General features: G+C 68.3%; 12 protein-coding genes and 2 pseudogenes. 6 read left to right on the forward strand and 8 right to left on the reverse strand.

Annotation, left to right across the window (positions count from 1 at the left end):
- Positions 1-503 precede the first annotated feature (503 nt).
- Complete coding sequence (locus FB455_RS32695; RefSeq protein ID WP_145755736.1) at positions 504-1007, reverse strand: DUF892 family protein; 504 nt, start codon at positions 1005-1007, stop codon at positions 504-506.
- 1108 nt (positions 1008-2115) lie between these two features.
- Between FB455_RS32695 and FB455_RS32700 the strand changes: the two are divergent.
- The 3 genes and pseudogenes from FB455_RS32700 (at position 2116) to FB455_RS32710 (ending at position 4901) form a co-directional block, all read left to right on the forward strand.
- Positions 2116-2864 (forward strand): annotated as a pseudogene (locus FB455_RS32700) (ABC transporter ATP-binding protein).
- 150 nt (positions 2865-3014) lie between these two features.
- Positions 3015-3299 carry a hypothetical protein gene (locus FB455_RS32705; protein WP_143194696.1) on the forward strand — a complete coding sequence of 95 codons (285 nt, stop codon included), beginning with the start codon at positions 3015-3017 and terminating at the stop codon, positions 3297-3299.
- Between the two features lie 345 nt (positions 3300-3644).
- A complete protein-coding gene (locus FB455_RS32710) occupies positions 3645-4901 on the forward strand; it encodes a PP2C family protein-serine/threonine phosphatase (RefSeq protein WP_051611149.1) in 1257 nt (418 codons plus the stop codon).
- A gap of 30 nt (positions 4902-4931) precedes the next feature.
- Here the strand turns inward: FB455_RS32710 and FB455_RS32715 are convergent, their stop codons facing one another.
- The 3 genes and pseudogenes from FB455_RS32715 to FB455_RS35015 form a co-directional block, all read right to left on the reverse strand.
- Positions 4932-5741, reverse strand: a complete 810-nt coding sequence (locus FB455_RS32715; protein WP_145755737.1) for a SigB/SigF/SigG family RNA polymerase sigma factor — start codon at positions 5739-5741, stop codon at positions 4932-4934.
- A gap of 179 nt (positions 5742-5920) precedes the next feature.
- Positions 5921-6073, reverse strand: coding sequence for a hypothetical protein (locus FB455_RS35010; protein ID WP_486481632.1), 153 nt, complete (start codon positions 6071-6073; stop codon positions 5921-5923).
- A 16-nt stretch (positions 6074-6089) separates the two neighbouring features.
- Positions 6090-6368, reverse strand: a pseudogene (locus FB455_RS35015) (MarR family transcriptional regulator); the annotation flags it as partial.
- A gap of 194 nt (positions 6369-6562) precedes the next feature.
- Between FB455_RS35015 and FB455_RS32725 the strand changes: the two are divergent.
- Both FB455_RS32725 and FB455_RS32730 read left to right on the forward strand, forming a co-directional pair.
- Positions 6563-7228: an NAD(P)-dependent oxidoreductase gene (locus tag FB455_RS32725; protein WP_052166232.1), complete on the forward strand. Its 666-nt coding sequence runs from the start codon at positions 6563-6565 to the stop codon at positions 7226-7228.
- A gap of 351 nt (positions 7229-7579) precedes the next feature.
- Complete coding sequence (locus tag FB455_RS32730; protein WP_052166233.1) at positions 7580-8152, forward strand: DUF421 domain-containing protein; 573 nt, start codon at positions 7580-7582, stop codon at positions 8150-8152.
- Positions 8153-8174: 22 nt separating this feature from the next.
- On the opposite strand, the gene FB455_RS32735 is transcribed toward FB455_RS32730, so the two are convergent.
- Both FB455_RS32735 and FB455_RS32740 read right to left on the reverse strand, forming a co-directional pair.
- Positions 8175-9026: a bile acid:sodium symporter family protein gene (locus tag FB455_RS32735; RefSeq protein ID WP_116507037.1), complete on the reverse strand. Its 852-nt coding sequence runs from the start codon at positions 9024-9026 to the stop codon at positions 8175-8177.
- Between the two features lie 14 nt (positions 9027-9040).
- Positions 9041-10444 (reverse strand): sulfatase family protein, encoded by a 1404-nt coding sequence (locus FB455_RS32740; protein WP_084588871.1) that lies wholly within the window; start codon positions 10442-10444, stop codon positions 9041-9043.
- A 382-nt stretch (positions 10445-10826) separates the two neighbouring features.
- On the opposite strand from FB455_RS32740, the gene FB455_RS32745 reads away from it, so the two are divergent.
- Positions 10827-11186, forward strand: a complete 360-nt coding sequence (locus FB455_RS32745) for a hypothetical protein (RefSeq protein ID WP_030275061.1) — start codon at positions 10827-10829, stop codon at positions 11184-11186.
- A 347-nt stretch (positions 11187-11533) separates the two neighbouring features.
- Here FB455_RS32745 and FB455_RS32750 read toward each other — a convergent pair whose 3' ends face one another.
- Together FB455_RS32750 and FB455_RS32755 are read right to left on the reverse strand one after the other, a co-directional pair.
- Positions 11534-11794: a hypothetical protein gene (locus tag FB455_RS32750; protein ID WP_030275063.1), complete on the reverse strand. Its 261-nt coding sequence runs from the start codon at positions 11792-11794 to the stop codon at positions 11534-11536.
- A 5-nt stretch (positions 11795-11799) separates the two neighbouring features.
- Positions 11800-11988, reverse strand: a complete 189-nt coding sequence (locus tag FB455_RS32755; RefSeq protein ID WP_082931188.1) for a Fe-Mn family superoxide dismutase — start codon at positions 11986-11988, stop codon at positions 11800-11802.
- Between the last annotated feature and the right edge of the window lie 48 nt (positions 11989-12036).

The raw sequence follows: 12036 nt of genomic DNA on the forward strand, positions 1-12036 counted from the left end.
GTCCACACAACCGCCCATGATCGACGGTGGCTGCACCCGTTCACACACCACACCAAGCCCCAGCTCAGCCAAGGTCAACATCCCCGGCTGGAGTACTAGAGGGGGAAGACGCCAGCTGCGACGTGCTGGTAGCCACCACCCGGTTGAGAGCAAAGACCAGCACAAGATCGAAAAAGAGTTCGACAAAACTCGCTTCCTGCTTGCTCCACTCCCCCCGGAGGAGCCTCACCCCCGAACCCCTGGCCGCACCAGCACCTTCCATGCGAGCCATTCAATGCCGAAATGCCGCCGCGCGTCGGACGATTGCGGGTATCTGAGGACTCATTCCTGAGCACGGCCCTCGGCTGGCCTAAAACTGGCTGGCCGGCGTCCCCGCCTAGCCGGCATGTGGACAGGATGATCACAGGCAAGAGCGAGAGGATGACCTCCTCATCGGACGGCTGCAGACCTTCCAGCCTCCCTGTCTCCGGAGGCTGGTAGCCCCTGTGGTGCCCGACGTAAGCTCACGCGGGCCGAGCGACGGGGGTTAGGAGTCGTACGCCCAATTCGTGGCCGTACCGTTCAATTTCAGCCGCACTCTCCTGCTTCTGGACGAGGTTGGCGTGTAGATACTGCACACACTGGGCCTCACCCATAATAATCGCCCAATCAAAAAGGGTCTTGTGTGCCGCAATGGTGAGGTATAGGAACCGAATCAGAGTATCGACTGCGAATTGATCAACGAGGTCGACTGAGGGGTTTGTGCGTACGAAGCTTTCAAATCGCCCATACATGCCTTCAACAGTGTCGGACCGGGTTGAAAGCGGGGAGGTGCCGAATGCCTTGGCGCAGGAGTTGATGTTGTGATTCCACTGCATACATTCCTGCTGCTTGCGCCGTACGATCTGCCCGAGATCGTCACTAACTCGATGGGCCAAGAAGTCGAGAACCCGCCGCCCGGATATCTCCATTTCACCTAGTATGCCTAGCTCATAGATGAACAGGTCACGCGTCGTATTAATCGCCATGTGCTCCTCCTGACCTCGCTGGCGAGCCGCCACGGCCTACCCGTTCAGAAACCACCAAAACGCGGCAGGCAAGCCAGCAGGAAGGGTGTAAATTTGCGCATGTCGAACGAGAGGCCGAGAAGGATGAATGAGCCATCCCTGTCTGCCATCGACCCGCCCCTCCTGGGGAGCGGGCCGCCGCCCGGCCCGCCACGTCAAGCGGGCCTTGACGCGCGTACGGACGCTGTCGGAACAGACTGAGTCGGCTCTCGTGTCACGGACCGCGCCCCCGGCGGACATCGCCACAGTGGCGCAGTTGACCCAACCTTGCCCGGCACGGACCCGGCTTCCGGGGTCGGAGCTGACCACCAGCGGCCACCCCTCCCCCTCCCAGGTGAGCAGTTGACCTGACCCTGCACGGCTGCGAAGCCGGCTCCTGGACGACCGACATGCCTTCGCGCGGACACCGCCCCCAAGCTTGGAGCTTGCCGCGCGGACCCGACGCGCCCTCCCTTCGCCGCGCTGCTCAGGCGCGGCGCGGCCGGCTGCTGGCGAGAACCTCCACCACTCTCCCCGCTATCCCGTCTGTGGCGGCTCCGGGGCTCCCCGCTGTCCGCGCCAGCCGCCGGGCGTCAGGCGTGACGGCCGCAGAGCGACAGCGGCAGCGGCCGGCGCGCGCCCAGGCGGCGGCGCGTGCGGCCCGTTGCGGGCCGCCTTGAAGACGTACAGAAACTTTGAACAGCCTCGTCGGGACATCGTTGTCGGGACATCGTCGGCACGTCGTTGGCACGTCGTCGGCACGTCGGCACGTCGGCACGTCTGTCCGACTCCGGTTGATGCGTTGCACGGTGGCTTCACTTGATGGGTGACACTCCGCCGAGTGCTGGTGGAGTTGAGTGTGACCGGGCAGCGCTATCGCGCAGTCTGGAAGTTGAAGCTGGCCTGTCCGTGACGGAGGTCGCCGAACGCTTCGGCGTCTCGCGCCGGTGGGTGTGATCACCGGCGTTCTCGGCGCCCCGTACCTCATCTATCTGCTCGTCCGCACGAACCGCGCGGGAGGCTCGCTGTGACCACCGACCATTCACTGACGGTCGAGAAACTGACCGTCGGCTAGGGCGGCCGCGTCGTCATCGAATCACTCGATCTGCTCGTCCCGCCCGGCCGGATCACCGCGATCGTCGGTGCCAACGCGTGCGGGGAATCGACGCTGCTGCGGTCGATGTCGCGGCTACTCGCCCCGCGAACCGGCCACGTCATGCTGGACGGCCGCGAAGTACACAGGATGCCGGCCAAGGAGCTGGCCCGAACGCTCGGCCTGCTCCCCCAGTCACCGATCGCGCCCGAGGGCATCACCGTGGCCGACCTGGTCGGCCGGGGCCGCAACCCGCACCAACGCCTGCTGTCACGATGGAGCAGGGACGACGACCGGGCGGTGGCCGCCGCCCTCGACGCCACCCACATCGCCGACCTGGCCGACCGGTCGATCGACGAGCTCTCCGGGGGGCAGCGTCAACGGGTGTGGATCGCCATGGCGCTGGCCCAGCAGACCGAACTGCTGCTACTCGACGAGCCGACCACCTTTCTCGACGTCAGCCACCAGGTCGAGGTGTTGGACCTGCTCACCGACCTGAACCTCACTCGCGGCAGCACGATCGTGATGGTCCTGCACGATCTGAACATGGCGGCCCGCTACGCAGATCACCTCATCGCCCTCGCCGACGGCGGCCTGCACGCAGCAGGTGCGCCGACCGATGTGCTGACCGAGGACTGCGTCCGCGCCGTCTTCGGCCTGGACAGCCAGGTCATCCCGATCCGGTCTCCGGCAAGCCGCTGATGCTACCGATGGGCCGTCACCACATCCGGGCCGCGCAGTCGTAGGCCGACAGCGGCGCATCTCCACGTCCTGCGTTACGCCCCGGCGTCCTGCCGCGTCGCGCCGGCACCAGTTACGACACCCCATAAGATGGTTCACCTCAGCGAGGGTGATCGACTACGGTACGGGTTCGGTCGAGCGGGTAGGTGATCGGCATGGACTCAGTGCGGATGCCCTTCGGCGGTGGTGCGGACAGCGCGCCGGTCCGCCGGGCCGTCCGGGAGGTCCTCGTCGGCTGGCAGGCCACGCACGTCACCGACGACGCGCTCACCGTCATCACGGAACTCGTGCACAACGTCATCAGGCACACCGGTGCCGGGGGCAGGGTCGAGTTGACCCGCAGTCGGACGCGATCCGGATCGAGGTTTTCGACGACTCCGATCGACCACTGCGTCGCTTCGAGCCGGACCCGCACCGCATCGGCGGTCGTGGCCTGCTGATCGTCGACGCGATGGCGCGCAACTGGGGCACGAGAACCACCCCGCACGGCGAGCCCGGCAAAGTGGTCTGGGCAGAGATCTCCCTCGACCGGTCCGCCTGACCGCCCCTCACCGCGAGGCCCGGCCTGCCTCACCTGGCCGGCACCGCACCGCCACCGGCCGCACCGATGACTCGTCCCGGCGGGCCCGTGGCCTGGAGAGGCGCCCCACGGGCGGGCGAGGCGACGCTGTCCTACCCGGCTCGTGCGGGCAGGTGATAATCGACAGGTTTACACAACAGGTGGATGGTGCATCGTGTCGGCGTCACCGTCCGCGTGACGGTCGCGGCCGGAGAGAGGATCTGTCGTGATCAGTGACGCCGACCTGCCGACGGTGCCGCCCACCGGCATGCCGTCGGGGCTGGCGAATCCGGCGTCGTCGCCGACAACCGCGGAGCCGGCGGTCCTTCTCATCGAGGATGACCCCGGTGATGCGTTGCTCACCCGGGAGCTGCTGAGCGACAGCGGAATCAGCAACCGGTTCACCCAGGCGAGCAGCCTGAAAGAGGCCGCGGCCGCGCCGACGACGCCGGACTGCGTGCTGCTCGACCTGCACCTGCCCGACTGCCAGGGGCTGGAGGCGCTCGGCCGGGTGCTGCACCGATGGCCGGACGCGGCAGTGGTGGTGCTCACCGGCCTGGACGACGCGGCCACCAGAACGGCGGCTGTCGCCGCCGGAGCACAGGACTACCTGGTCAAGGGTCACATCGACGGCGCGCTCCTGGGCCGCACGATCCAGTACGCCATTCAGCGCCGACGGGCCGTGGTGACGGAGCGGCAGCTACGCGACAGCCGGATGCAGGCCAGCGAGAACACGCGGCTGCAACGCGGCCTGCTCCCTACGCCACTGGTCACCGACCCCGCGCTGGCGGTCGTCAGCAGATACGTGCCGGGACGGGGACGGTCACTGCTCGGCGGTGACTTCTTCGACCTGGTGCAGGACGAGGATCACACGCTCCACGCCGTCATCGGTGACGTCTGCGGCAACGGTCCGGATGAGGCAGCCATCGGCGTCGGCCTACGCGTCGGGTGGCGCACCCTCACCCTGGCCGGGGTGGAGAAGGCCGCCCGGATGCGGCTGCTGGAACAGGTGCTCGTCGCCGAGCGGCCACGTGAGTCGATGTTCGCGACCGCCTGCACCATCCGCGTCGTCCCAGACCGCTCGCAGGTGATCATCGTGAGCGCCGGTCACCCCGCGCCACTGGTGATCACGCCCGGCTCGGCCGACCCCGCGCCGATCCGCCACCATCTCGGGCTGGGCATGTTCCCCGGGCGAGGTCGCTGGCAGGAGTCGGTCGTCACGCTCCCGGCGGGCGCAGGTCTGCTGCTGTACACCGACGGCGTCTACGAGGGGTTCAGCGAGGACGGAACCCGCCTCGGCGAGGAACGCTTCATAGAACTCGCCGCCACGCTGAGCACCGTCACGGAACCGGGCGACTTTCTCACCGCCCTGCTCGACAAGATCAGACGCAGCGACGACGGCCGGCACAGCGATGACACGGCCCTGCTCTACCTGACCTGGCCCGCCGGGGCGGACGCCGCGCCGATCGGCCCTGATCGGTGAAGGGCGCGGGCGCAGCCCACACTGCTCTGCTCAGACCTCGGTGAGCTGGCCGCGCAGCTTGGTCAGGGCGCGGGCGAGCAGCCGGGACACGTGCATCTGGGAGACACCGACCCGGGCGGCGATCTCGCTCTGGGTCAGGTTGCCGTAGAAGCGCAGCGTGAGGATCTTCTGCTCCCGCTCGTCGAGCGTGGCGAGCGCCGGGCCCAGCGAGGCGCGCAGGTCGGCCAGCTCGTACTCGTTGTCCTCGGTGCCGAGCGTGTCGCCCAGCTCGGTGGCGCTGTCGCCGTCGCCGATCGGGGTGGACAGCGAGACCGCGTTGTACGCGCGGGCACCCTCCAGGCCCTCCAGCACCTCTTCCTCGGTGACGTCGAGGTGGGCGGCGATGTCGGCGACGGTCGGGGCCCGGTTGAGAGTCTGGGTCAGCGTGCTGTTGGCCTCGGAGATGCGCAGCCGCAGCTCCTGGAGGCGACGCGGAACCCGGATGTTCCAGGTGCGGTCGCGGAAGTGCCGCTTGATCTCGCCGAGGATCGTCGGGATGGCGAAGCCGGCGAAGTCGACGCCGCGCGAGGCGTCGAACCGGTCGACGGCCTTGATCAGGCCGAGCGCCGCGGTCTGAGCCAGGTCGCCGGCCGGCTCGCCGCGACCGCTGTAGCGGGCGGCCAGGTGGTTCGCCAGCGGCAGCCACGCCTCGATGACCTGGTTGCGCAGGGCGGCCCGCTGGGGGTGGTCGGCGGGCAGCGTGGCGAGCGCCGCGATCAGCTCACTGGCGCGGCTCTCCTCACCGGTCTGCGGCGCGCGCTGCACCTCGGTCGCGGTCGATGCCATGGTCATCGTGGTCATGCTGCCCTTCCCCGCCTTCGTGCGAACTGGCGCCCCAAGCACAGATGGTGAACGAACCATAGACGACACGGCAGCAAGAATCAACCGATCAGCTGATGTACAAAACCTGCCATAAGCATCAAGGCGGAGTTCCCCCACCGGCGGCGCCTCACGAGTTCACAGATTGACCGCTTCGCGCCTCAACTGCCCGCTCCGGCGGCGAATCTGGTCAGCAGACGGGCGAACTGGTGCTTCTCCTCGGTCGTGAAGCCTGCCGTCGCCGCACGCAGACGGGCGTGCCGGAACGTCCGGGCCCGCTCGTGCAGGGCGACGCCGTCGGGGGTGAGGCGCACCAGACTGCCGGGCGTCGACCCGACCCGCCAACCGCACCACCACGCCGCAGGTCTCGGCGCGACCGACCAGGCGACTGGCAGTCGAAGGTGCAACCTCCAACGCGGTGGCGATCTGACCGACGGATGCCTCTCCGGCCGGCTCCGCTGCGATCGCCGTGACCACCAGCAGAGTGGACAGGTCGACGGATCGATTGTCGTGCTCGACGGCCGCCGGTGTCCGGAAGAAACGGCGCAGCCGGAGCAGCGCCTCGTCGACCGCTACGAGATCCGGGTCTTCAGCCGGACGAGAGGACATGTGTGTGCGATACACACGTTGGACCGAGGAGGTGCGCGATGGATCGGATTCTCGTGACCGGTGCTACCGGCACTGTGGGATCGGTGGTGGTGCGGCACCTTCGGGCGGCCGACGTCGCGGCTGCCGCGGCGTCGGCGCATCCGCCCGCCGTTCGCGCACCGTGAGCGCCACCACTGGACAACCAGGAGCCCGTCATGAACATCGCCCTCATCGGCGGCACCGGACGCACCAACCGGCTGGTGCTGGACGTCCTCACCGATCGCGGCCACCGGGTCACAGTTCTGGTTCGGGATCCTGGCAGGCTCGGCCGCGCCGCCGACGACGCCGACGCGCGGGTGATTCGCGGGGACGTGCGCGACGTCGAGGCACTCCGGCGGCTCGTCGACGGCTGCGACGTGGTCATCTCCGCGCTCGGGCCGACCGACAAGGAGGCCGATCTGCACACCGACGCCGCGAGAGCACTGGTTGACGTCATGCGGGACGCCGGCGTGAACCGCTTCGTCGGCATCAGTGGCGCCGGTGTCGACGTGCCGGGTGACCGCAAGTCCCGCCGCGACAAGGTCATCAGCTGGTTGATCAACAAGCTCGGCGGCCCACTCGTCGCGGACAAGCCCGCCGAGCTCGCCGTATGGCGGGCCAGCGCCCTGGACTGGACCCTCGTCCGGCTGCCCCGCCTGACGGACGGCCCGGCGACGGGCCGAGTCGAGCACCATGCGAGCGAATCGACGAGCCAGACCAGCACCCGACCGTTCGACTACATCCATCGATGGTCACGATGGCGACGACGACACCAGTACCGCGCCAGAACAGCCCACTACCAGCGAAGACTCCAACTTCACCAGGTGCGGCTGGAGTACTAGGCCAGGTGGCCTTGCTGGCGGGTCCTGTGGTCCAGAGGGTGCGCCGGCGATCCTCTACCGTTCGATCGAGCGGGCCGTCAAGGTTTCAGCCCGCTCAGGGCGTTCGCGTGCAGGACCCTCAGACGAGAGGCATTGCGGACCGGAACGTCCCGGAGTGGGCCGACGCCGCGTACGAGCTGGCCGCGCTGCTCGACGTCGATCTGGGGACGCGCCTACTTGCCGCCATAGCCGGCCGTTACCGTCGGCTTTGATCGCCGCTGAGCCTGGCAGGCATCTTTTCACCACATTAGTGGGGCTAGGGCCGGTACGCTCCGAAGGACCTACCTATTGCCGAATCGAGTGGGACCACGAGTGGCCGAGCAGACGATGAACCTGCTGAAGTCCCTGCTCGGCGTCGACGCGGACCAGCTCAACCCCGGCCAGATGGCGCTTCGGGCGCTGTTGACCTTCGTAGTGGCGGTAGCCATCGTTCGGCTCGGACACAAGCGGCTGTTCGGCCGGGCTACGGCGTTCGACCTGGCTGCGGCGATCATGTTCGGCTCAGTCATGAGCCGCGCCATCACGAACACGCTCGGGCTGTTCGCGGTCTGGCTTGCCGGCCTCGTGCTCATCATGCTGCACCGGCTCATGGCGACCCTCGCCTATCACTTCGACTGGTTCGGCCCACTCGTCAAGGGCCATCCGGTCCTGCTCGTGAAGGACGGTCGAGCCGACCGCGTCGCGATGCGGGACGGCCACGTCTCCTGGCGGGACCTCGACGAGGCCCTTCGCGGAACGGGAAGCGAGCCGGATCTGTCGCGCGTGCGGCTCGCCTACCTCGAACGCGACGGAAGCATCAGCGTGATTCCACGCGACACCGGGCCTCGCATCCTCGACGTCACCGTCGAGAAGAACGTCCAGGTCGTACGCATAGCGTTGGACTGACGCGGCGACCGAGCTAGCCGGTTCAAGCGGCCGGGACGCGTTCGCGCCTTCGCAGCACCGCCGCGACCGGAAAGAGCAGCGCGAAACCCGTCAGCGAGGTCACGATCACCATGACCACCGTGTCGTTGTCCACGAAGCCCTGTGTCGCCATCACCGTCGCCGCCGCGATGTTCCGCTGCGAGGTGCCGAGCCCAAGCACGGCACGTGCGTCGCGGTCCCGGCCGCCCAGCAGGTAGCCGATCACGAACGCGCCCGCCACCACCAGCATGGCCGGAACGATCGCCCCCTCCGCGAACAGAGTGACGATCGTCGGGATGTTGGCCAGCGTGGTTGCCAGGACGATCAGCACCAGGGCGAGGGTGGAGACACGGCGGGCCACAGGTCCCCACCGCCGCGCCGGGTCCGGCCACCGGGAGTTGAGCAGCAGGCCGGCGGCGAGCGGAAGGAGCATGGTCAGGACCAGGGGCACCGCGAGGGCACCGGCGGAGACCTCGGCCTCGGGCAGGACCCGGGGTACGGCGATCGGGGCGTACAGGACGGTGACGGGCAGCAGCAGCACCAGCAGCGTGGCGCTGAGTGCCACGTCCGACCGGGCCACCTCGCTCAGCTTGATCAGGAACGGCGCGCCGGCCGACATCGCGACCAGGATCAGCCCGGCCTCGAGCGGGCGGTCGAGCGGCCAGATCCGCACGATGCCGAGCGCGAGGAGCGGGACCAGCACGAAGTTGGCGAGCAGGGCTCGAGCCACGGCCCACAGGTCCCGCAGTGGGCCCAGGATCTGCCGGGCGGAGTGGGTGAGACCGACCGAGAGCATCGAGGTCACGGCGAACAGCAGAACCGCCAGATCCGCCACGGTGGTGAGTACGGTACGCATCGTCCAGTTAGCCCCTAGTCCGGCTCGCTGTGCTCGGCCGCTGTCGGTTCCGGCACGCCCGGATGTTCCGGCGGGAACGGCAGCAGCTCGGCGTCGATCCGCGTCCAGGTGTCGCGCAGGTCGTCCAGCAGGTCCGGGTGGTGGCCGGCGACGTCCGCCTGCTCCCGGCCGTCCACCGTCACGTCGTACAGGAGGTGGTAGGGGCCGGGCCGGCGCGGCCAGTTGCCGAGCACCGACCGGTCGCGGCGGTCGTAGAGGTACTTGAACGGGCCACGGCGGAGCGCGCCCTGGTTGGAGGTGCGCCAGAACAGGTCGTGCTCGGGGAAGTCGGCCCCGTCGACAAGCCACGGCAACAGGTCGACCCCGTCCAGCGGGTACCGCTCGTCCGGGGCCGTCCCGCCGGCGTCGATCAGCGTGGCGGTCAGGTCGAGGGTGTGGACCGGGTGGTCGGTGACCTGACCGCCGGGCACGGCCGCCGGCCACCGCAGGATCAGCGGCACCCGGATGCCGCCCTCGGTGAGGTCACCCTTCTCCCCCACGAACGGCCAGTTCTTCGACCACCGTTCACCGCCGTTGTCGGAGGTGAAGACGACGATGGTGTCGTCGGCGCGGCCCGCCTCGGTCAGCGCCGCGAGGACCCGGCCGACGCCCGCGTCCAGCTCTTCCACGAGTTCGGCGTACTTCGCCAGCGAGCCCCCGTCGGGGTGGATCAGCGGCGTCGGTCCCCGCTGCCCGTCGAACCTGCGCCGGATCTCCGTGCCGACGTCGCGGTCGTCCGGGCCCTCCCAGGGCCAGTGGGGCGCGGTGTAGTTGAGCTGCACGTAGAACGGGCCGGCACGGTCGGCGGCGACGAACTCCGCCGCACGGTCGGAGATCAACGAGGTGTAGTAGCCCGCCTCCTCCACCGGCGTCTCCCCCTCGTAGAGGTCGGCCTCGCCGATCGTGTTGACGTGCTCGAAGTAGTCGACCGCCCCGTCGAAGTTGCCGTAGAAGGTCTGGAAGCCGATGCGCAGCGGGCTGTACCACGGCAGCCATCCGCAGTGCCACTTGCCGAACATCGCCGTCTCGTACCCCGTCGCCAGCAGCAACGACGACAGCGTCGGATGCTCGGCGGGGATCCCGTTGCCCTCCCGGTGCGTGGTCAGCGGCTCCTCCAGGCCGGCCGGCAGGCGGGTGGGGTAGCGCCCGGTGTACAGCCCGATGCGGGTCGACGAGCACCACGGCGAGCCGGCGTAGCCGTGCCGGAACAGGAGGCCCTCCGCGGCCAGCCGATCGAGGTGGGGCGTGCGGATCGCCGTGGAGCCGTAGCAGCCCAGGTCGCCCCAGCCGAGGTCGTCGGCCAGGATGAACAGGATGTTGGGCGGCGCGGCCGGCCGACCCCCGCCCCCCGCCGTCCCCGCGCCACCACCGGTCGTCATGCGCCCCGTATACCTGTTCTTCGCGCGACCTAACGTCCCGTCGCGCCGGAGATGCGCGCGGCCGGCGGCCCCGACTTCCGCAACGTTCGGAACCAGGCCAGCAACCCTCGAACAGCGGCGCGGCGGGCCCGCGACGACCGCTCCAATCCGCCCCGGAACCCACCCTGAGCCGCGGGGGTCAGTTCCAGGTGGAGCCGACACGGGCACCCTGACCGCGGTCAAGGCCACGCCACACCGGTCTGGAAATAGCCATCTGACATGCCGTCGCTGACGTCAACACTGGCAGCAGAGCAGCCCTGCCGCGTTCACGCTCCTGATAACCAGTACGGACAATCGCCATGAACTCAGGAAATCAGACCGATGGCGCAGCATAGTGGAGCACATGCGTGAGCTGTCCGGCGGCGATCTAGGAATGCTCCTCTCCGTCTTCGCCTTGCTGCTGATAGCCTTCGGTATCGACTTCCACCTGTCCAGGAGTGCCATTCGGCGAAGCCGCCGAGGTGCGATCTTCGCCAGCATCGTGAGCTTGGTCGGTGAATCGACGACAGCTCTCGCGCTCGTGCTGACATGGATCGCCTTATGGAGTCCCGTTGCGTGGGAGAAGATCGATGACCTGCTCGTCTTCATCCCAGGGACGATCGCCGTCGTGTGTGCCGTTCTCCTCACCGGCGACCGGGCACTAGACAGGGTTATCCGCATCGCGGCGCGTTCTGATGGCAGCAGTGGAACCGACGACGGCTAATCCTCAAGTCTGATTGGGCGCACGGCGTCGAACATCAATCATCCTGGAATACTGTCACCTGTTGCCGCCGCGGGCGGGGCATGTTCTGCCGCGACAACTCGTAGGCCCGGTTTACAGGCACAGCCACACAGACGCGATCTTCGCTGACACACACTTAACGAAGATTACGTCGAGGTATCCCAACACTCTCTGAGCCAGGTTCGCTGGGCCTGAGCCGCCCCGGGTTATGTGGAGACGGCTCTACAAGATCCGGGGCGGTTCATCCGCCGCATCGGGCCTGCCCGAGCTCGGCGGTGACGCTGCGGTTGCCCGCTGGGTTCCGCCTCCGGGCGGAACCCAGCGGATCGTCATGCCGGTTGGGACTGGACGGTGTTGGCCAAGAGTAAGGACAGCTCCCGGACCAGGTCGTCCATCGACTGGCGGCTCTGCGCCTTGACCAGGCCCAGAGCGAGATCGGCCAGGAGGTAGAAGCCGAGGGTGCGGGACTGCTCGGAGCCGAACGCCGACATCAGTTCCTCCGCGCCCGCGAGGTCACCGCGATGCTTGGCCGCGATGACCCCGGCGGCGCGTTGGACGATCTCGGCCGCCTCGGGGGTGTACCCGGTCATCCCGATCAGATCTTCGGGGTGGCGGCGCGGGCGGCGTCGAAGCGGGAGATGACGTCGGTCCAGTTGACCAGGTTCCACAGCCGGTCCACGTAGTCCGGGCGGACGTTGCGGTACTGCAGGTAGTAGGCGTGCTCCCAGGCGTCGAACACCAGGATCGGGGTTGAGCCCTGCCCGACGTTGGCTGGCGCAACCAATTAGACGCGCCCGTACTGAAACGGTCGCCGACATCCGATCATCAACGG

It is taken from the genome of Micromonospora sp. CNZ296 (assembly GCF_007827635.1).

Excerpts from the sequence above, each read along its gene's own strand:
- FB455_RS32695 (WP_145755736.1), bottom strand. The coding sequence starts at position 1,007 with ATGGCGATTAATACGACGCGTGACCTGTTCATCTATGAGCTAGGCATA.
- FB455_RS32705 (WP_143194696.1), top strand. The coding sequence starts at position 3,015 with ATGGACTCAGTGCGGATGCCCTTCGGCGGTGGTGCGGACAGCGCGCCG.
- FB455_RS32715 (WP_145755737.1), bottom strand. The coding sequence starts at position 5,741 with ATGACCACGATGACCATGGCATCGACCGCGACCGAGGTGCAGCGCGCG.
- FB455_RS32725 (WP_052166232.1), top strand. The coding sequence starts at position 6,563 with ATGAACATCGCCCTCATCGGCGGCACCGGACGCACCAACCGGCTGGTG.
- FB455_RS32735 (WP_116507037.1), bottom strand. The coding sequence starts at position 9,026 with ATGCGTACCGTACTCACCACCGTGGCGGATCTGGCGGTTCTGCTGTTC.
- FB455_RS32740 (WP_084588871.1), bottom strand. The coding sequence starts at position 10,444 with ATGACGACCGGTGGTGGCGCGGGGACGGCGGGGGGCGGGGGTCGGCCG.
- FB455_RS32745 (WP_030275061.1), top strand. The coding sequence starts at position 10,827 with ATGCGTGAGCTGTCCGGCGGCGATCTAGGAATGCTCCTCTCCGTCTTC.
- FB455_RS32750 (WP_030275063.1), bottom strand. The coding sequence starts at position 11,794 with ATGACCGGGTACACCCCCGAGGCGGCCGAGATCGTCCAACGCGCCGCC.